Genomic DNA, 19,555 nt, shown 5'->3' on the forward strand with positions numbered 1-19,555 from the left:
GCACTCAGGCCTGTGCCGGGTGGGAGTCGACGCTGAGCTGCGCGATGGACCGCATCGTGGCGTTGCGGAAGTACGCGGCGAAGCCGGCCGGCGAGGAGGTGTCACGCTCCTCGGCCAGATACGGCTGGAGCTTCTCCTCCAGGATGTGCACGCCCTTCTGGGTGGCCATATGGCGGCCGATGGCGGCGAAGTCGCCCTCGTAGTGGATGACGCGCACCATCACGTCGTCCTTGATGAACACTCCGGTGCCCAGGAGCCGCCCGGCGGCAGCGCCGTCCTCGCCCTGGTAGTCGGGGGTGTCGACCCGGGTGAAATGCGCGAAGATCTCCGCGATCTCGTCCTCGTGCCCGGGCTTGACCCGGTAGGTGATCGCTGCGTACGGCATCAGATTCCTCCATCGACGGTGATCGTGGCACCGGTGACATAGCGGGAGGCGTCGCCCGCCAGGAAGAGCACGGCCCCGGCCACGTCCTCGGGCCTGCCAAGACGGCCCAGAGCGGTCATCGAGGCGATCCGCTCCCGCAGTTGCGGCGGCAGATCTCCTCCGGTCTCGGCCTCGGTCACACCCGGGGCCACGGTGTTGACGCGGATGCCGCGCGGCCCGAGCTCCTTGCACAGCGCCCGCCCGAAGCCGACGAGGGCCGCCTTGGACGCGGAGTAGTGGGCGCTGAACGGCCGGCCGCGCAGGGCGACCGACGAGCCGATGTTGACGATGGACGCGCCCTCGGTGAGCTGATCGAGCACGGCTTGGGTGACCAGATAGGCGGAGGTGACATTGTGGTCGAACAGCCTTTGCCACTCCGCCGCATCCAGATCGCCGAACTTGGCGTGGCCGTCGATGCCGACGTTGTTCACCAGGACGTCGAGCCCGCCGAGCTGCTCCTCGCAGGCCTCGGCGAGCTCTCTGGCTCCGTCAGCGGTGGTGACGTCGGCGCGTACGGTCCGATGACCGGCGCCGAACTCGCCCAGTTCCCGCACGAGCGACTCGGCGGCCTCGCCGTCCCTGCTGTGTCCCGCCACCACCTGTGCCCCGGCACGGGCGAAGGCCAGAGCCGTCGCCCGCCCGATGCCGCGAGTGCCCCCGGTGATGAGCACTCGCTTTCCGGCCAGACCCGAAGCGATGGCATCTTCGGTGCTCATGCCGCCTCAGGAAGATTGACGTTGATCATCTTGAGCAGGATGCGCGGTGTCTCTGCCTCCACCACGGCGTCGTCGGAGAGCTCGACTCCGCGCTCGCGCTTGATGACTCCGGTCACCTGGAGCAGCGCCAGCGAGTCGTAGCCGAGGTCGATGAAGGGAACGTCCAGCACCGCGTCGCTGTCGAGGTCGATTCCCTCGGACTCTCCGGCGCATTCGCGGAGCTTGCCGGCAAGCTCCGCCAGGGTGAACTCGCTCACTGGATCCTTCCTCCTTCTTTGGTCCACACGTAGAAGGGCTGCGCCATCGCGTCCTTGGGCTCCCGCCAGTTCGGGTCGTACGGCGAGACGCACTCGGCGAGCCGGGTGTTGATGTCGTCATAGAGGGGATGGCTGCGGGCCTGGTAGAGACGGGGGCTGATGTCGTTGTCGGCCTCGACGAGATGGAAGTAGAGGTCGTGGAAGGTGAACAGCGACCGCCTCGCCACACCGATCATGTGGGGCAGCTCGCTCGAGTCCGACTCCTCGAAGATCTTGGCGATGTCGCCGGCTTTGCCCGGCTCCATCCGAGCCACTATGAGCGTCCGGTGTGCCACCGTCGGCCTCCTTCGTGGAATGTGCTGGGAAGCCCTGCGATTGGCGGGCCTTCCAGAACCGTGACAGGCAGCACTGGAGCACCGCTTGACCCGTCGTCCAACTTTGCCCGCGGGGAAAGGAATTCATCGAGGTCCACGGCGCGGAACCGGTCGACGCCCGCGCTGCGCCACGCCACATCCTCCCGCACGGGCCGCGTCCGGTCGTGGAAGTAGACGGCTTCAAGACCGCCGCCGGGCACTGTGGCGAGCAGAGGGTTGGCCACCAGGAAATCGCGTACCCCCGCACTGTCCCGCGCGATGTGCAACCACGTCCCGAGATGGCGTACGGGGGTGGGCGCCGGCACGATCTCGGCGTTCAGCCGCATCTTGTACTGGACGATCGGGCGGGACAGGAACGGAGCGCCGCCGGAGAGGTCGACCGCGGCGACGCCGTGCCGCCACGCCCAGTCGAAGACGAAGTACTCGGCGGCGATGAGTGCGCCGGCCCTGCGCAGCTCGGGGTCGGCGTCAAGCACTCCGGTGAGCCGGAAGCGCAGGGTGCGCCGTCGTGCGTCCCAGCGGCACAGTGCTCCCGCGATGCGCTCTCCGCCGGGGCCGCCGGCCCGTACGAAGAAGAGATGGCCCTGGCGCAGCAGGCACTCCCGCATCACGGTCGGGTCCTCGCTGACGGCGTAGGGGCCGTACCGGTCGCGCACGGTCGGCAGCAGCATCCGCCGGTGGAAGAAGTCGAGGTCTTCCTGGGTTCCGGCGTGTTCCCAACTCCAGCCTTCCACCCGCTGGTTGCGCCGGAATCTGTCCAGATTCCGGCGGCTGCGGCCGGCCAGCACAGTTGCCAGGTCGCCCCGGATCGGCACGATCTGGTGGACGCGGGCCGGCAGCAGCAGCGAGCGGTCGCCGGGCAGTGCGGCCAGTCGGCGGGCCGATGCGGTGACCATGACCAGCTCGGGTCCGGCGGCGGCCGGGGAGCCGGGGCTGCCGCTGTGGCATTCGATCTGGGCGAGCAGCCCTTTGCCGATCTCCTGCGGGCCGGTGTACAAGACGCCGGGTCCGCCGTCCGCGCCGTGGGTGTGCACGGATCTGCGGGGCAGGGCGGCACGCAACTCGCCTTCGTACAGCCGCCGCAGCTGGGCCACGGCGGGCTCGGCGCTGTGCCGCCAGCCGTAGTCGGCCCGGGCGCGCAGCGTGCGGATCATCGGGTGCTCCCATCCGGTGCGGTCAGGACGAGGGAGGAGTTGTTTCCGGCGAAACCGAAGCTGTTGACGAGGCAGCTGCGGGGCGCGCCGGGCAGCTCACGAGGCCTGGTCAGCAGGCGTAGGGACCGGCCGGCCGCTTCCGGGGCGTCGAGGCCGGGCGTGCCGGGGGCCGTGCCGGTGCGCAGATAGCCCAGGGCAGCGGCGATTCCGGGGGCGGACGAGGCGTGCATGAGGTGGCCGATGCCGCCCTTGTGGCCGCTGACGGGGACGGCCTCCCAGCCGCGTGGAGCGCCCACGGCCTCCAGCGCGGCCAGTTCTACGGAGTCGCCCTGGACGGTTCCGGTGGCGTGGGCGTGGATGTAGCCGACGCGTTCGAGTCCGGCGTCGTCCAGGGCCGCACGGACGCAGTCGCTGATGGCTTCCTCGTCCGAGGCGGCCGGGCTGCGGCCGTTCACGCGGGCGGCGGCGCCGGCGAGAACGGCCTGTGGTCGCACACCGCGCCGGTCGGCGGCCGCCGCGGTCTCCAGCAGGAGCGCTCCGGCGCCTTCACCGAGGCTGGTGCCGTCGCGGGCGGTGTCGAAAGGGCGGGCGCCGGTGGGGCTGAGCGCCCCGGTGATGGCCATGCCCGCGTATTCGTAGGCGTTGAGTACGCAGGTGCCGACGACGAGTGCGGTCGTGCCGCAGCCGGAGCGCAGCCAGGTGCGGGCGTAGTCGAGGGCGAAGGAGACGGAGGCGCAGGCCTGGGAGAGATAGACGGTCTCGGCGCGCGGGGAGATGCCGGGCAGGTCTGCGGGCGAGGGGCCGGCGAGCTCGTCCCGTCCCCAGCGCGGCGCCGCGCCGTCACCCGCGTTTTCCCTCGCGTCGTCGGCCTGCGGCGTCTGACCTACCGTCACCACCAGTGTTCCGGGCCCGAGTTCGGTCAGAGAGGCCTCGCGCATCGCCTGGCCGGTGGCGACCCGGGCCAGGAGGCTGCGGCGCGAGCCGTGCCGCTCGCCGCGCGCCGCGCCGTCCGCCATGGCGACCGGCGCGGTCACCGTGCGCTCGAAGCCCGCGGCGGCCAGGGCGGCATGCGGGCGCAGCGCCCGGGATCCTGCCAGCAGTCCGCTCCAGTAGGCGCGGGTGCCGCCGCCGTAGGCGGTGATCAGGCCCATGCCGGTGATCACAGTGTCGGGTGTGGTTCGCGGGGCCATCAGCGCGCTCCTCCCGAAGTGGCGGCAAGCCGGCGCAGCCGCTGCCGGTCGGCCTTGCCGCCGGGCAGCCTCGGCAGGGCGCCGACCTGGATGACACGGGGCCTCAGCAGCGGCGGCAGACCCTGATAACAGCGGGTGCGCAGCGCCCTTTCGCTCGGCGGACGCCCGGGGTCGGCCGCCTCGACGAAGGCGAACACCGAGTCGCCGTGGGCTTTCTGCGTGGGCACGCCGACCACCACGGCGTCGGCGACCGCCTCGTCCGCGCGCAGTACGTCCTCGATGGTGGCCGGTGCGTGGTTCTCGCCGAGCACGATGATGAGGTCCTTGAGCCGGCCCAGCACGCTGAGGTAGCCGTCCGGGTCGAGCGCACCGGTGTCCCCGGTGCGCAGCCAGCCGTCACCGGACAGCGCGTCCCCGGTCTCGTCCGGGCGGCCGAGATACCCGGTCATCAGTCCTGGTCCGCGGACCAGGACTTCGCCGGTGTCGGGGGCGATACGTACGTCGGTGCCGGGCAGGGGCCTGCCGACCGTGCCCGTACGGGAGTGCGCGGCCGAGGACAGGGCCACGTTGGGGCCCGCCTCGGTGAGTCCGTAGCCGTCGTGCACGGGTGCTCCGACGACGTCGAGGAAGTGCGCGGCGACGGTGGCGGGCAGGACAGCGCCACCGCAGCCCCGTACGGTCAGCGCCCTCAGCCCTGCGCGCAGTACGGGGTCGGACTCGGCGGCCTTGGCGAGCAGCGTGTAGAGGAAGGGCACACCGTCCAGCGAGGTCGTACGGCGGCCTTTCACATCGGCGGCGACCGCCTCCGGACGCAGCACGGTGTGCAGATTGAGCTCACCGCCGAACCGGCGCCAGATGCCGAACACACTGAATCCGTAGGCGTGGTTGAGCGGCAGCGGCAGCAGCAGCGCGTCGTCGCCGTCGATGCCGAGATGGCGGGCGGTGGCCTCGGCCTGGTAGTCGAGTGCGGACCGGGACAGGACGACCGCTTTGGCGGTGCCCGAACTGCCGGAGGTCCAGAACACCGCACCGGTGCCGGGGGCCGGTGGTTCCACGGGCCGGCGGGGCGTCGCCGTGACGACGGGGGCGAGCTCGCCCCCGTTCGGGGCTGCGACGGCAATGACCTGCGGTGGCCAGTGCTGTACGGCGGCCGAGTGGCCGCGCAGGAAGAGGGGCACGTGCAGCCGCTCGGCGGCGAGCGCCGTGACGATCACGGCGGGGCCGGTCGTCGCGTCGACTCCCACGGCCAGGGGCGGGCGGCCGGTCGGGGGCCCGAGTTCACGGCTCAGGGTCTTGGCGGTCCGCTCGACCGCGGTGCCCAGCGCGGTGGGGGTGATGAGGTTCCCGTCGATGACAAGGGGACCCGGAGCTGCGTTCATATCGGGTCTCCCGCGTCTTCTCCGCCGGTCAGGAACAGCCGCCTGACGCCGGGCGGCACATCGTCGTCGGGGACCTTGATACGTACGAGGGCGATACACCCCGACGCGGCGGCGTCCCGGGCCCGGCGGAGCGCGGCGGGGATGGCGGCTGCGCCGTCCGGCGACTCGACCTGCCCGCCGAGGCCGCGTACCACGTCGTCGACGGGCAGTGGCCTGGCGAACCGGGTCAGCCCCGTGGGCGCGTCCAGCTCGTGGCGCAGCAGCCGGGGCCAGCCGTAGCCCTGGTTGTCGAATACGACCAGGACGAGGCCGAGGCCGAGTTCGGCCGCGGTGGGCAGGGCGTCCAGGCCCATCTCGGCCCCTCCGTCGCCGCACACCACGACGGTCGGGCGGCCCGCGGCGAGAGCGACTCCCGGTGCGGCGGCGGTGCCGAAGCCGAGCATCGTCTGCTCGCCGGGGACCACGGTCCGGGCGCGCGGCCCGACCCGGTGGACCGGCCAGTGGTACGACCAGATGTCGTTCATGCCGTTGTCGTGGACGGTGGTGGCTTCCGGGAAGATCTCGGCGAGGGCGTGCAGCGCGGTACGGGCGGGCGATTCGGCCCGGTCGCCGTCGGCGGACCAGCTCAGCTGTGCCGTTCGGCGGGCGTGTGCCGCGGTCCGAAGCCACTCCTCCCGTTCCGGGGTGCGCTGCGGGAGCAGCCCGGCGAGCAGCGCCACGGTGGCGGCCGCGTCTCCGAGCAGCGCGGCGGCGGGCTCCACCACGCCCGCGCCGAACGCCGCCGGGTCGCTGTCGATCTGCACCAGCCGGACCGACTCCAGGGTGTCCCAGCCCATGCGGGCGGTCTCCTCGAGCCGGCTGCCCACGGCGAGCACCGTGTCCGCGCCGCACTGGACGGTCTCCAGCGGCGGCGTCGCGTACAGGCCGACCGAGCCGCAGACCAGCGCGTGGTCCTCGGGGACGGTGGAGCGGCCCGCCGCGGTCGTCATCACCGGCGCTCCCCAGCGCTCGGCGAGCGCGAGGGCGGCGGTTCCCGCCGCCGCCGCGCGGGCGCCGCCGCCGAGGAGCAGCAGCGGGCGCTCAGCCACGGCCAGAATCCCGGCGGCGCGCCGCAGTTCGGCCTCCTCCGGTACGGAGCGCAGCCGCCGTACGGGTCCGTAGCCCGGCGGCGCGTCAGCGGGGATCGCGGCCTCGGTCACTTCGTGGCCGACCTCGACGACGCTCACCCCGGGCCGCCCGTTGACCGACATATGGACGGCTCTGCGCAGCGCCCAGGCCAGCGTCCCCGGGTCCTGGACCCGCAGATACGTCGTGGTGAACGCAGCGGCCAGGGCCGCCTGGTCGACGTCCTGGAAGCCCCCGCGGCCCAGCCCCTCGGCGGGGATTCGCGTGGTCACCACGACCACCGGCGCGCACAGCGAGTCGGCTTCGATCAAGGCGGTGACGGCGTCGCCGAACGGCGGTCCCGCGCCGAGGGCCAGCACCACGGGCCGGCCGGTGACCACGGCATGGCCGATCGCCATACAGGCTCCGGCGCGGTGGGCACGTACCCCTACGGCGCGCAGCTTGGGGTGCGCGTCGGCCGCGTCCAGCAGTCCCGGTTCGTCGGTGGGCAGTCCGAAGACGGTCTCGCAGCCCGCGTCGGCGAGGCAGTCGGCCGCCTGTTGCCAGGCGGAGGGGATGCCGCTCATGTCCCTGCCCCCTCGCCCCGTGCGGCACGCAGCAGCACGCTGTCGAGGGCGTTGACGTCGAGGTCTTCGGCGAGGGTGCGTACGCCGGTCGTGGCCGCACAGCTTCGCCCGATGAGCCCGGCGACCGCCACCACGCTCTCCTGGCCGGCGAGTTGACCGTGGAGCACCTCGCAGACCACCGCGGCGGGCACGCTGCCGCTGCGCACGGCGGCCGTCGCCCAGCGCAGCGCGCCCGCGCCCGCCCCGCCGGGCGTCACCAGGGCGTAGCACGGCGCGGCCCACCCCTGCTCGACGGTGAACCGGCCCAGCAGCAGCGAGGGTTCGAGCGCCAGGGACACCGAGGGCCGCAGCCGCCGTGCGGTGTCCTCGCACTTCGTGACGTACTCGGCGACGGCACGCAGGCAGTGGTCGGTCGCGGCGAGCACGATGGGCGCAGCGCGCGGCGGCGGATCCGACCCGGCCACCAGAGCGGCAAGGACACGCGTCACGAGTTGTACGGTCCCCGGTCCCGGCCTCCCCGCGTCCGCCACCAGCGTCCGCGCAAACCCCGCCTGCGCGCCCGTGTGGGTGTCGTACGCCTGGGTCGCGACGCTCACCGCAGCGGTCCGGTGATGACGGACTGCCGCAGGCCTGCCTCCGCCGACAGCAGCAGCGGCCGGCCGATCAGCCGCCCGTCGCGCCGGATGCTGCTGGCGTGCACGCCGTAGCCGCCGAACGGCTGGTTGCCGTCCTCCGCGTCCAGTGTGGTGGCGTTGCGGCTGATGACGGCGGTGCCCAGGGTCTCGCCCGTCAGCCGGGGCTCGCCCAGCGCCGAGACATACATGCCCCGCTCCAGCTCCTCGGGGCTGCGGGCCCACTCGCGGAGCATCTCCGGGTCCTCGTACGGCACGATGCAGAAGACCGGCGAGAAGAGCTCCGGCGGGTGGAAGCCCACGCCTTCCGGGAACACCAGCAGCGAGGGCTCGACCAGCATCCGCTCCAGGTCCACCTCGCCGCCGCTGACCACGTGGTCGGCGTTCTCGGCGAGGAATTCCGCCGCGCCTTCGGCGGCGTCGTCGTAGACCAGCGGGGTCAGTACGGTGTCGGGCCAGCTGCGCGCGCCCACGGTGAGTACGGACAGTTCGGCGCGCAGCTGCTCGACGATCGCGTCGAGCCGCAGCCGGTGCACGAAGATGACATCCGGGCACAGGCAGTCCTGGCCGGAGTTGTACAGCCGGGCGCGCAGGATGGCCCGGCAGGCGGCACCCGGGTCCGTGCGCGGGCCGACGATCAGGGGGTTGGGCCCGGAGCCCATGACGAGGAACAGCGGCCGGTCGCCGACGGACTTCATCACGGCATGGGCGTTGGAGGGCTGACCGGTGAAGACCACCGCGTCGGACCCCGAGCAGATCGGCTTGAACTGCCGCTGGGAGACGTCGACCATCTTGATGCGCTGGGCGAGATCCGGGTCGAGACGGCTGCTGATCAGCTTGTGCACGGCATACGCGGTGTCCCGGACACGCGCCGAGGGACGGATGATCACCTCGTCGCAGTAGAGCGCGGGGATCAGGCCGAACAGCGCGTACGAGTAGAGGATGTTGTTCGACGGCAGGAACACCGAGAGCCGCGACAGCTGGGGCGGGCAGTTGCGGGCCAGCTCCCAGGGCGCGCCGGTCAACGCCCCCACGGAACGCAGTAGTTCATCGCGGGCACTGCTGTAGGTGGCGACCCGTGTCAGCAGCGACAGCAGGTCCGCACGGCAGGTCAACAGGGCGGAGGCGGACCTCATCGCCTTCTCGTGCGCGGCTTCGAGGTTGGGCCAGGTGCGGGTGAACGACTCCAGAACGGGCATGGACGGATGGCTCATCGAGCTGTCTCCTCGCGGCACAGGGATGTCGGGGCGGGACCGACGGGAACCGGTGGCGGCCGGAGGGTCTCCAGTGGTTCTCGAGACCGTCCGACTAACTTTCCTGCGGCTCTTCGCACGAGAGCCCGGAACTCAGCCCGGTGCAGCGATGAATGACAGAATAAACAGAAGAAGGAATACGTGTCCAGAAGAAAGAAGGAGAAGGAGCGGGGCGGAGAATTACTCTCGAAAGAAATAGCAATGGGCTCGATTCCCGCTCGCGGCGCGCTTCCCGGAGTTGATTCCCGCTGGCCCCAACTCCCGGAGGAATCACGGATGTTCAGGGAACTGCTCAAGTCGAAGATCCACCGCGCCACGGTCACTCACGCCGATCTGCACTACGTCGGGTCCATCACGATCGACAGCGATCTGCTGGAGGCCGCCGGTCTCGTCAGCGGCGAGAAGGTCGACGTGGTGGACATCAACAACGGGGCACGGCTGTCCACGTACGCCATCGAGGGAGAGCCCGGATCAGGTGTCATCGGCATCAACGGGGCGGCCGCCCGGCTGGTCTCCCCCGGTGACCTGGTGATCATCATCGGCTACGGGATGCTGCACGACTCCGAGCTGGAGCACCACCGCCCGCAGGTCGTCTTCGTCGACAGCGAGAACCGCATCACCGGCACCGGGGCCGACCTCGCGGAGCCGGTCGCCGGCACCCTGCGCGGCGAGTTCGTCCGCTGAGCGCAGCGGCGAGTGAGGAGAGGGCCATGACCAGCACCGCGTCCGCGCCGAGAGGCACCGTTCACCCATGGTTCCGGGACACCGACCGTCCTGATCCGGCGTCCTTGCGGCGGCTGTCCGCCGCCGAGACGCATGAACTGTTGCACCGGGAGCTGGCGGGGCTGAGTGTGCCGCTCGACGGCCCGCTGCCGGCGCAGCCGTTCGTGGTGCCGCAGCAGTCGTACGAGGAGCTGTTCGACATCGCCCGTACGCTGCTGGCTCTGGTACGCCGGGCGGTCCTCGCACTCGACGGCGGCTGGCCGGGCCGTATCGAGGCGCTCGGCGCGAATCCGGACGACTATCCGCTGCTGTCCGGGCAGGACAACACCGAGACCGCGTACTGCTCCATGATGGCCCGCCCGGACATCGTCATCGGGGAAAGAGGCCCGCAGCTGCTGGAGTTCAACGTCAGCGGCACCTTCGGGGGACCGAACGAGACCCATGGTCTGACCGAGGTCTGGCAGCACACCCACCGTGAACGCTTCTTCGGATACGACCCGCTGGAGACCCGGGTGCGGGCATTCGAGGACGTGTGCGCGAGCCGCCGGCTGCCCAGGGCGATCGCGATCATCGGAAGTCCCGGGGATCTGCTCGACACTGCCGACATCCGCTTCCAGGAGCGCGAACTGGAGCAGTTCCGCCGCCGCGGCTTCACCGCCGACTTCTTCGAGCCCGGCCGCCTGCCGGAGGCGCTCGGCCGCCCCGGCAGCCTGCGCTACCCGCTCGGCCTGCGCAACTTCGCCCCGGCCGACTGGAGAGAACGCGGCATCGGCGTCGATCCGGTGCGGATCGCGCAGCGCTCCGGGCTGCTTCTCCTGCCACCCCAGAGCAGCGGTCTGCTCGCCAACAAGAAGGCCCTCGCGCTGGTCTCGGAGGGCCGCCCCTGGATGACCCGCGCCGAACGCCGACTCGCCGAACGGCATCTTCCCTGGACCCGAATCACCATCCCCGGCCGCACCCGCCGGCACGGTCAGGAACACGAGCTGCCACCGCTGCTCCTGGCCCAGCAGGAGCGGTTCGTCCTCAAGAAGGCCATCGGCATGATGGGCCGCGAGGTCCTCGTCGGCCGCTACACCGAGCCCGCCGACTGGCGCCACGCGGTCGAGGCGGCCTTCGCCGCCCGCGACAGCATCGTCCAGGAGTACGTCGAGCCCGCCACCTGCGCTCTCGAACTCACCGACGGCACCAGCACGTTCACCGCCCACGTCGCCCCCGTCCTCAGCCCGATGCTCTTCGGCAACCGGCCCGGCGGATGCTGGGCACGCTACTACGCGACGCCGAAGCCCGAGGCAGGCGGAGTGGTGAGTGTCAGCGCCTACGGGGCCTCCGAGAACGCCGTGCTCACCTGGGGCTGAGGCTGCGCCTCCAGTTGTCCTCAAGACCGTCCCGCTAACGTGCAGCGGCCGTCCGCATCGTTCAACAGGAGCGCCACTATGCGTGAGTCACTGCGGAACTGGCCGCTGCTCCGACTGGCCATGTCCCTGTTCGCCCTGCGACTCGGCGCCACCATGACGGCCGTCGGACTGCCCCTGCTGGTGCTCAAGCAGTACGGGTCAGGACTCCAGGCGGCGCTCACGCTCGCTCTGGAGCTGCTGCCGAATGTGCTGTTCGGGGCCGTGGTCGGAGATCTGGTCGACCGCGCGGACCCACGCCGGTATGCGATGGGCGGCGCGCTGGGCGGCGCCCTGGTGATCCCGCTGCTGCCGGCCGCGGGCGAGCTGTGGCAGGTCCAGGTGCTGGCCGTCGCCTCCGGCATCGCGTACGCCTTCGGGGTGCCGGCCCGGATGTCCCTGCGTACCGTGGCCGTCCCCGCCGGGTCCGAGCTGCGCGGCAACGCGCTGCTGGTGTCGGCGGAGCGGCTGCCGAATCTGATCGGGCCCGCGGTCGCCGGTGTGCTGGTGCCCTTCGGGCTGTCCCTGCTGTTCTTCACGGACGCGGCCTTCTCCCTGGTCGCGGCCCTGCTGCTGATCGGCATGCCCGCACCCGCACCCGTAGCCCCGGACGATCGGGCGACTGCCGTGGCCGCGCCGCCGGGGCGGGCCGCGCTGCTGGCCGTCACCCTGCGCCGGATGTTCGTCGACAATGTGCGGGAATTGACGCGGATCGTCACCAAGGACCGCTTCCTGGCGGTGATGACACTCACCTCCTTCACATATATGTTCGGCTTCGGAATCAGCAAACTGTTCCTCCCGCTCTATGCCCTCCACCATTACTCCGGCATTCCCGGGATGTTCGGTTATCTCGCCGCCGGAATAGGTCTCGGGGCCTCGCTCGGAGGATTTCTCGCCGCCGCGCTCGGCCGCTACCGGCAGGGCGCTGTCTATATGACGGTGAATGTGGTCGAGGGAGTCTGCTGGCTGACGCTTCCGCTGCTGGACCATCCGGCGCCTGCGATCGTCGTTCTGGCATTGGCGGGGGCTTTCGAGGCAGTCGGCACGGTGGTCTTCTACGCCGAGGTGCAGAGCCGGCTCGCGGCCCGGATGACCGGACGCTACTTCGCCCTTCTCGTCCCGCTGTGCGATGCCTTCCTGGTGCTCGGCGTCTGGGTCTCGGGAGCGCTGGCGGGCTTCGGCGAGCTGGGTCTGGCCGCGCTGATCGCATTCGTCATGGCAGGTCCCGCGCTGATGCTCGCGCCCGGCCTGCTGAGCGGCCGGGCACGTGGGCCGGAGCCGGAGCCCGCAGCTGCCGTCACAGCCGAGGAGCGATAGCCGATGGACGCCGAACCGTACGGTCTGCAACGGGAGATGCTGCTGCGCGCTCAGTTCGGGCCCGACGGCCATCCGGTGGGGCACCGCTATCCGCCGGTGCATGAACTCCTGCTGCTGCGCGGCCCGTTGGACATCGCGTTGCTGGGCCGTGCCGTGCGCCGGGCCACGGAGGGTGTGGATGTGCTGCGCGGGCGGCTGCGCGCCCGCGGTGACGGCACGGTGTGCTGGGTGCCGGACCGGGGCCGCCCGCCGGCCCGTCTGGAGGAGATCGAGCCGGGACCGGCGCGCCAGGTGATCCGGGCTTCGCTGCGGGAGGCCGCCGAGGCGTCGTTCCATCTCCAGGACGATCCGGCCGCGCGCTTCCTGCTGGCCCGCACCGGCCCCGACGAGCATCTGCTGCTGATCGCCATCGACCATTCATGCGCCGACGGACGCACCCTGGTACTGATCATTCGTCATCTGCTGTACCAGTACGCGATATTGGCGGGTGAGACCGCCCACGCGCCGGCGTCGTTCCCTTCGTTCCAGGCCTTCGCCCGGCAGTTCGGCGAATCCGCCGGGCGGACAGCCGCCCGGGCGTACTGGCAGAGGGCGCTCGACAGGGCAGCGGACGGACACCGACGGCCACGCTTCCCCGGTGCCAAGGACAGCGAGGTCACCTCGTACAGCACCGACGCCGCCGCACAGCTGGCCCTCGGCGACGAGGACCTCGCCGTCATCAACCGGCTTGCGCAAACGGTGGGCAGCGACCGGCACCGGCTTCTGCTCGCCGCGACCCAGCTGGTCCTCTCCGCCTGGAGCGATGAAGCCGAGCCGCTGTTCGTGCCCTTCAACTACTTCCGCAACGGCCGCCACCGGCGCGACTGGCTCAATGTCCCCGGCCCGCTCGCCGAGCATGCCGTCACCGTCCCTCCACAGCAGGAGCCACGTCTGCTCGGCGACTGGCTGGCGGGCTTCGTCCGCGCCAATGCCGCAGCGCCCCCCTTCCACGGCCTGTCGCTGCGGGAGCTGGAGACACCGGCCACCGAGGACAACCGGATCGCCGTCTTCAACTTCCTTCCGCCGCTCGGCCGGCTGACCGCCGCCGGGCTGCGAGTCCTGCCCTGCCCGCCCGAACTGGCCGCGGAGATGGAGCCCGAGGACCAGACCGCGCGCTTCGCGCTGCGCGTCCGGCTGGTCCAGGACATGGACGCCCCGCTGATCTTCCGTATCGAGCACGACCCGCGTGTTCTGCCGGACGGCACACCGTTCCTCGACGCCGCTCTCGGCGTGGTGCGGGCCGCGGACCAGCGGCCCGGCCTGCCGCTCGCCGAGGCGTACCGGAAGCTCCGGCAGCACTGGACATGAACCTGCGCCGCTCGCCCCCCACCTCTTCCTCTTCTTCCTTCCTCAGCAGAGTCAGGAGTCAGTCGGACATGAACAGCACTGAGACAACCGACCGGTTTCAGCACGCCGATACGGCAGTGGTCCCCGCCCTTTCCCGGTACTGGGAGACGGTGGGCCGGGCCGTCCGGGCCATGCATGAACACAGGTCCCTGCCCGGCGACTTCACCCCCGGCGCCGAGCTGCCGCCGCTCGACGACGCGGTGCTGCGCTACCTCGAGGCCTCCGAGGCCGCCGTCGTCCGGCTTTCCGACTACCGCGGCACCCGGATGCGGCTGCTGGATCTGCGCCGCAATCCCGGTACCCGTACCACCAAGACCTTCGGTTCTCTGGTGATGGTGGCCAGGGCCGTGGCATACATCCGGCGTACCGGCGAGCCCGTCACCCTTCTCACCCCCTCGTCCGGCAACAAGGCCACCGCGCTGCGCGACGCCGTGCTGCGCGCGCACCGGGCCGGGCTCGCGGACCGGGACCAGCTGCGGATCGTGAGCGTCGTGCCGGAGCGCTCCCGCGTCAAACTGTGGGACTCGCCGCTCAGCTCCGACCCCGAACTGCGCCGCCGCAACCCCGTGGTGACCTACCCGGGACCGGACCCCGCGGGAGTCAAGGAACTCGCCCGCAGCTACTACGACGAGAACGCGGACATGCTGCGCACCCGGTACGGCAGCGCCCTGTGGTACACCCTCGACATCGCCAACTACCAGGCCGCTGACACGGTCAGAGCGCTGATGGAGGAGGAGCTGCTGCCCCCGCCGCCGGCCGGCGGCCGCCTGCACGCGCACGCCGTGTCCAGCGCCTTCGGTCTGCTCGGCCACCACTACGGGATGTCGTTCACCGGTGGCGGCCAAGAGCGGGTGTCTCCGCGCTACTTTCTCGTACAGCACCTCAACACCCCTGACATGGTCCTGGATCTGCTGCACGGGGATCCCTCGCACGACCGGATGCCCCGCTACACCCTGGAGGCGTCCACCGGGCTCTACCACCAGAGCACCGACCCGCACTTCCCGCGCACCACCCACCATCCCGACGAGGTCATCGACCCGACCTTCTACACGCGTACGCCGATGACCAGCCAGGTGATGACGCCGCTGATCCGGGCGAACGGCGGCGGGGGCGTCGTCGTCTCGCTGCACGAGTGCCTGACCCGCTACCCCCAGATCCGCGAGATGCTGCGGCCGGCCGGTGTCGAGCTCCCGCACGATCCGCGCATGCTGCGCGAGTGGTCGCTCGTCATGGTCTTCACGGGTGTGATGGAGGCCGTCGACCGCGGGCTGCTGACCGAGCCGGAAGTGCTCGTACACGGCTCGGGGTCGTACGCGGACACTGACTTCTCGCCGATATCCCCCCAGCGGCTGCACAGGGCGGAGCACCCCGCCGAGCTGCATCCTGTGGTGACCCGCGCCATGGGGCCGGCGTCGTCGCACCGGGGGCGGCGGCCATGACCGGTAGCAGCTCCCATCCGTGGTTCCTGGACAACGAGCGGCCCGCACCTTCCGCTCTGCGGACGGCGTCGCCGAGTGAGGTGACCGCGCTGCTGCGGGAGGAGCTGGCGGGGCTGAGCGTGTCGCTTCCGGGGCCCTGGCTGCCGGCGCAGCCGTTCGTACTGCCACGGCAGTCCTACGACGAGCTGTTCGGCATCGCCCGTACGCTGCTGGCTCTGGTACGCCGGGCTGTCCTCGCCCTCGGTACCGGATGGCCCGCCCGTGCGGAGGCGCTCGGCGCGGATCCGCACGACTATCCGCTGCTGTCCGGGCAGGACAACACCGAGACCGCGTACTGCTCCATGATGGCTCGCCCGGACATCGTCATCGGGGAAAGAGGCCCGCAGCTGCTGGAGTTCAACGTCAGCGGCACCTTCGGCGGCCCCAATGAGTCCCACGGTCTGACCGAGGTCTGGCAGCACACGCATCGCGAACGCTTCTTCGGACACGATCCGCTCGCCACCAGGGTGCGGGCATTCGAGGACGTGTGCGCGAGCCGCCGGCTGCCCAGGGCGATCGCGATCATCGGAAGTCTGGGCGATCTCGAGGGCGACGACGCCGACATCCGCTTCCAGGAACGCGAACTGGAGCAGTTCCGCCGCCGCGGCTTCACCGCCGACTTCCTCGAACCCGACCGGCTGCCCGAGGCACTCGGCCGCCCCGGCAATCTGCGCTACCCGCTCGGCCTGCGCAACTTCGCCCCGGCCGACTGGAGAGAACGCGGTCAGAGCCTGCGACCTGTGCATGACGCCCAGCGCGCGGGGCTGCTTCTCCTGCCACCGCAGAGCAGCGGTCTGCTCGCCAACAAGAAGGCCCTCGCGCTGGTCTCGGAGGGCCGCCCCTGGATGACCCGCGCCGAACGCCGACTCGCCGAACGGCATCTTCCCTGGACCCGTATCACTCTCCCCGGCCGCACCCGCTGGGAGGGGCAGGAACATGAACTCCTGGAGCTTCTGCTCGTCCGGCGGAAGCGGTTCGTCCTCAAGAAGGCCATCGGCATGATGGGCCGCGAGGTCCTCGTCGGCCGCTACACCGAGCCCGTCGACTGGCGGCAGGCGGTCGAGGCGGCCTTCGCCGCCGGCGACAGCATCGTCCAGGAGTACGTCGAGCCCGCCACCTGCGCTCTCGAACTCACCGACGGCACCAGCACGTTCACCGCCCACGTCGCCCCCGTCCTCAGCCCGATGCTCTTCGGCGACCGGCCCGGCGGATGCTGGGCACGCTTCCTCACCGACGGCGCCAGTGGGTCCGCCTCCCGCGGTGTGATCAGCGTCGGCGGGGCCGGCGCATCGGAGAACGCCGTGCTCACCTGGGCCGGCCCGACTGCGCACCCTGCCGCCGGTACCGAGGAGGAGGGCCGGTGATCCGACGACAGAGCCCGCCCACGCTCGTCGTCGTCGGCACGGGCTCGCTCGCCCGCGCCGTCTGTGTGGCACTGGCCCGCACCCCCGCGGCGCAGGGCCCCGGCGAGGTGCATGTGCTTGGCCGCGACAGCCGGCGTGCCTCCTCGGTCTGCTGTCTGGCGCGCGCCGAGGCGGCACTCTGCCGGGTGCCGCGCCGGTTCCTCCCCGGTGCGCTGGACTCCGACGACGCGGTTCTGAGGGAGCGGCTGGCGGCGGTGGGGCCGGGCACAGTGCTCGTGTGCGCCTCCTGGCACTCGCCGTGGGAGCGGGACCGTACGCCGTCCGCCTGGACGAGGGTGCTGGACCGCTGCGGCTTCGCCGCGACCCTGCCGCTCCAGGCGGCCGTCGCCCTGCGCGTCGGCCGCGCACTCCAACAGGTGGACTCCCAGGCCCAGTTGATCAACGCCTGCTATCCGGATGCGGTCAATCCGCTGCTGTACCGGCTCGGACTTCCCCTCGTGTGCGGGGTGGGCAACGGAACTTTGATCACCACTTCGGTGCAGACGGCGCTCGGCCCGGCGGCCCGGCGGGGCCTGCGGGTGCTGGCCCACCATCGCCATCTGCACCGGCCCGACCATCCGGACGACGAGGCCAGGGTCTGGCTCGGCAACCATGAACTGGGCGGTGTCGGACAGCTCCTGGCTCAGCAGCGCGGCGTACCGCGCGAGGCACTCAACCCGGTCACCGCGCACACGGTGGCCCGCTTGCTCACGGCGCTGCACGGCGGCCCCGAGCTGCGCACCGCCGTGCCGGGACCGCAGGGGCTGCCCGGCGGATATCCCGCGCGGGTCTCGCGACGGCGGGTCGAACTCGATCTGCCGCACGGTCTCACGCTGAGCGAGGCAGTCGCCTACAACGAACGGCTCACCTTCGCCGAGGGGGTGCGTATCTCCCCGGACGGGGATGTGCAGTTCGCGCCCTCCGTCCAGGACGCGCTCCGGCCCCATCTGCCCCAGTTGTGCGAGGGCTTCCGCGCGAAGGACACCGCCCGGGCGGCGGCACAGATGTGGCAGGCGGCGCAGCTGCTGCGGCGCCGGGAGGATCCGGCCGATGCCGTGTACGCACGGAATGCCGCGAACGGCGATGCGGCTTGCATGCCACCGGGGCGTGAGCTGTCAGCGCGCCCGCAAGGCGCGCTCGATACCTCCGCCGGCTCCCGCGCCCACTCCCACCCGGACGGGCTCGGACGAGACCTCCAGGTCGAGTGAGGATTCCAGCATCGCGCGCTGCAGATGCTGGAGCCGGGGGGACGGGTCGAGGCCCAGCTCATGAGAGAGGACCGAACGCAGCCGCTGGTACACCTCGAGCGCGTTGCCGCGCCGTCCGGAGCGGTACAGCGCGAGCATCAGCTGCCCCTGGGTGTCCTCGTGCATCGGATGCTGGGCGGCGAGTCCGGACAGCTCACCCACGAGTTCATGGTGGCGTCCGAGCCGCAGATCGGCCTCGATGCGCTGGTTGAGGATGCTCAGGCGCGACTCCTCGAGCCGGGTCGCCTCGATCTCCAGCAGCGGTCCGCACTGTACGTCGACGAGTGCGGGGCCGCGCCACAGGGCGAGCGCCCTGCGGAAGGAGTCGGACGCCACCGGGCAGTTGCCGCTTTCCAGGGCGCGATGCCCGGTCCCGGCGAGCCGTTCGTACTCGGAGACATCGACCACCCCGCCCTGGGTGTCGAGCAGATAGCCGCCCGACTCCGTGACGAGGATGCTCTTGGCGCCGTTCGGCAGCTCGGGCCGGAGGGCCCCGCCGAGTGCGGCGGCTATGAGGTTGCGCAGCTGAAGAATGTAGGTCTGCAAGGTGGTCTGGACGCTGCGTGGCGGGGCTTCACCCCACAGCTCCTCCACCAGCGAGCCCACCGAGACCACTTGGTCCGGGTGCATGGCGAGCAGGGCGAGGACCTTGCGTGGTTTGACTGCAGTGGGGACGACAGAGACTCCCGACTGGATGACCCGGCAGGGCCCCAGCACGCTGATGTCCATATCCGCTACTCCCTTCGAGGCGTTGAAGCTCAGGCGATCGGATGTGGTGCGAGGTGGCGCAGTTGTGCCGCGAGCAAGGTGGGCAGCTCGGCCTCACGGACGAAGAAGTGACCGCCCGGGACCGTCCGCAGATCGAAGGCGGCGCTGGTGTAGCGGCTCCATGCGGCGACCGCCGGAGCGGTCGCGACCAGGTCTTCGGCACCCGCGAAGGCATACAGCGGGCTTGGCAGCCGTTCGCCGGCCCCGTCCCGCAGGCTCCGTGCGAGCTGGAGATCGTCACGCATGGTGGAGAGCAGGATGCTCAGCCACTTGGGCCGCTCGAAAAGATAGGGCGGCAGGGTGCCGTACCGCGCGAGCGCGGCCAGCAGTCCCTCGTCGGGCAGATCCGACTGCTCGACGAGCGGGGTGGGCAGATGGGGCGCGGCACAGGCGCCGACGCCGACCAGCAGCGGCGGCCGCTGCCCGGCCCGGACCCGGTGGAGTGCGAACCGGTAGGCGACCAGAGCGCCGAGACTGTGCCCGTAGAAGGCGTGCGGCACATTGAGCAACGGGCCGAGATATGTGTCGAGTTCGGCGAGCAGCTGTCCGGAGTCGGTGATGCGCGGCTCCCGCAGTCTGGTCTCCCGGCCCGGCAGCCGTACCGGAAGGACCTGCACGTCCGCCGGGAAACGGGCACGCCAGCGGGCGAACGTCAGAGCCCCGGCGCCCGCATGATGGAAGCAGAACAGCCGGAGCGCCGGGTCCGGCAACTTCGAGATTCCGGGCGACACCGCGAGATAGTGGTTCACGCCGCCTCCTCACACCGCACCGG

General features: G+C 71.3%; 19 protein-coding genes. 7 read left to right on the forward strand and 12 right to left on the reverse strand.

What is annotated here, in order from left to right; translation table 11 throughout:
- Positions 1-4 precede the first annotated feature (4 nt).
- The 10 genes from ACFWDI_RS24200 to ACFWDI_RS24245 are packed head-to-tail and all read right to left on the reverse strand — an operon-like array spanning position 5 to position 9,031.
- Entirely contained in the window at positions 5-385 is a 381-nt protein-coding gene (locus tag ACFWDI_RS24200) for a SchA/CurD-like domain-containing protein (protein WP_327327157.1), read from the reverse strand.
- Complete coding sequence (locus ACFWDI_RS24205; RefSeq protein ID WP_385306747.1) at positions 385-1,140, reverse strand: SDR family NAD(P)-dependent oxidoreductase; 756 nt, start codon at positions 1,138-1,140, stop codon at positions 385-387. Before ACFWDI_RS24205 ends, ACFWDI_RS24200 begins: the two co-directional genes overlap by 1 nt.
- On the reverse strand, positions 1,137-1,397 hold the full coding sequence (locus ACFWDI_RS24210; RefSeq protein WP_327327155.1) for an acyl carrier protein: 261 nt from the start codon (positions 1,395-1,397) through the stop codon (positions 1,137-1,139). Before ACFWDI_RS24210 ends, ACFWDI_RS24205 begins: the two co-directional genes overlap by 4 nt.
- Positions 1,394-1,732: a TcmI family type II polyketide cyclase gene (locus ACFWDI_RS24215; RefSeq protein WP_327327154.1), complete on the reverse strand. Its 339-nt coding sequence runs from the start codon at positions 1,730-1,732 to the stop codon at positions 1,394-1,396. Before ACFWDI_RS24215 ends, ACFWDI_RS24210 begins: the two co-directional genes overlap by 4 nt.
- Positions 1,711-2,925: a hypothetical protein gene (locus tag ACFWDI_RS24220; RefSeq protein WP_385306750.1), complete on the reverse strand. Its 1,215-nt coding sequence runs from the start codon at positions 2,923-2,925 to the stop codon at positions 1,711-1,713. The genes ACFWDI_RS24215 and ACFWDI_RS24220 overlap by 22 nt, the downstream gene beginning before the upstream one ends.
- Positions 2,922-4,115: a beta-ketoacyl synthase N-terminal-like domain-containing protein gene (locus ACFWDI_RS24225; protein ID WP_385306752.1), complete on the reverse strand. Its 1,194-nt coding sequence runs from the start codon at positions 4,113-4,115 to the stop codon at positions 2,922-2,924. The genes ACFWDI_RS24220 and ACFWDI_RS24225 overlap by 4 nt, the downstream gene beginning before the upstream one ends.
- A complete protein-coding gene (locus ACFWDI_RS24230) occupies positions 4,115-5,494 on the reverse strand; it encodes a class I adenylate-forming enzyme family protein (protein WP_385306754.1) in 1,380 nt (459 codons plus the stop codon). Before ACFWDI_RS24230 ends, ACFWDI_RS24225 begins: the two co-directional genes overlap by 1 nt.
- Positions 5,491-7,185: a thiamine pyrophosphate-binding protein gene (locus ACFWDI_RS24235; RefSeq protein WP_385306756.1), complete on the reverse strand. Its 1,695-nt coding sequence runs from the start codon at positions 7,183-7,185 to the stop codon at positions 5,491-5,493. The genes ACFWDI_RS24230 and ACFWDI_RS24235 overlap by 4 nt, the downstream gene beginning before the upstream one ends.
- Positions 7,182-7,781, reverse strand: a complete 600-nt coding sequence (locus ACFWDI_RS24240) for a hypothetical protein (protein ID WP_385306757.1) — start codon at positions 7,779-7,781, stop codon at positions 7,182-7,184. Before ACFWDI_RS24240 ends, ACFWDI_RS24235 begins: the two co-directional genes overlap by 4 nt.
- Positions 7,778-9,031 (reverse strand): aldehyde dehydrogenase family protein, encoded by a 1,254-nt coding sequence (locus ACFWDI_RS24245; protein ID WP_385306759.1) that lies wholly within the window; start codon positions 9,029-9,031, stop codon positions 7,778-7,780. Before ACFWDI_RS24245 ends, ACFWDI_RS24240 begins: the two co-directional genes overlap by 4 nt.
- 315 nt (positions 9,032-9,346) lie before the next feature.
- Between ACFWDI_RS24245 and panD the strand changes: the two genes are divergently transcribed.
- From panD to ACFWDI_RS24280, 7 genes are all read left to right on the forward strand, one after another.
- The gene (gene panD / locus ACFWDI_RS24250) at positions 9,347-9,754 is read left to right on the forward strand and encodes an aspartate 1-decarboxylase (protein WP_385306761.1); all 408 of its coding nucleotides are present in this window, start codon (positions 9,347-9,349) and stop codon (positions 9,752-9,754) included.
- 26 nt (positions 9,755-9,780) lie between these two features.
- The gene (locus tag ACFWDI_RS24255) at positions 9,781-11,148 is read left to right on the forward strand and encodes a hypothetical protein (RefSeq protein WP_385306763.1); all 1,368 of its coding nucleotides are present in this window, start codon (positions 9,781-9,783) and stop codon (positions 11,146-11,148) included.
- Between the two features lie 78 nt (positions 11,149-11,226).
- Positions 11,227-12,501, forward strand: coding sequence for an MFS transporter (locus ACFWDI_RS24260; protein WP_385306765.1), 1,275 nt, complete (start codon positions 11,227-11,229; stop codon positions 12,499-12,501).
- 3 nt (positions 12,502-12,504) lie between these two features.
- Complete coding sequence (locus ACFWDI_RS24265) at positions 12,505-13,848, forward strand: condensation domain-containing protein (protein WP_385306767.1); 1,344 nt, start codon at positions 12,505-12,507, stop codon at positions 13,846-13,848.
- A 68-nt stretch (positions 13,849-13,916) separates the two neighbouring features.
- Positions 13,917-15,326, forward strand: coding sequence for a DUF6002 family protein (locus ACFWDI_RS24270; protein ID WP_385306769.1), 1,410 nt, complete (start codon positions 13,917-13,919; stop codon positions 15,324-15,326).
- Positions 15,323-16,729: a hypothetical protein gene (locus ACFWDI_RS24275; RefSeq protein WP_385306770.1), complete on the forward strand. Its 1,407-nt coding sequence runs from the start codon at positions 15,323-15,325 to the stop codon at positions 16,727-16,729. The genes ACFWDI_RS24270 and ACFWDI_RS24275 overlap by 4 nt, the downstream gene beginning before the upstream one ends.
- Positions 16,726-17,976 carry a hypothetical protein gene (locus ACFWDI_RS24280; protein WP_385306772.1) on the forward strand — a complete coding sequence of 417 codons (1,251 nt, stop codon included), beginning with the start codon at positions 16,726-16,728 and terminating at the stop codon, positions 17,974-17,976. Before ACFWDI_RS24275 ends, ACFWDI_RS24280 begins: the two co-directional genes overlap by 4 nt.
- Here ACFWDI_RS24280 and ACFWDI_RS24285 read toward each other — a convergent pair.
- Positions 17,884-18,744: an AfsR/SARP family transcriptional regulator gene (locus ACFWDI_RS24285; RefSeq protein WP_327327145.1), complete on the reverse strand. Its 861-nt coding sequence runs from the start codon at positions 18,742-18,744 to the stop codon at positions 17,884-17,886. The two genes, ACFWDI_RS24280 and ACFWDI_RS24285, sit on opposite strands and share 93 nt — an antisense overlap.
- A 29-nt stretch (positions 18,745-18,773) precedes the next feature.
- Entirely contained in the window at positions 18,774-19,532 is a 759-nt protein-coding gene (locus tag ACFWDI_RS24290) for a thioesterase II family protein (RefSeq protein ID WP_385306774.1), read from the reverse strand.
- Between the last annotated feature and the right edge of the window lie 23 nt (positions 19,533-19,555).

This window comes from Streptomyces sp. NPDC060064 (genome assembly GCF_042736455.1).
Lineage (GTDB): Bacteria > Actinomycetota > Actinomycetes > Streptomycetales > Streptomycetaceae > Streptomyces.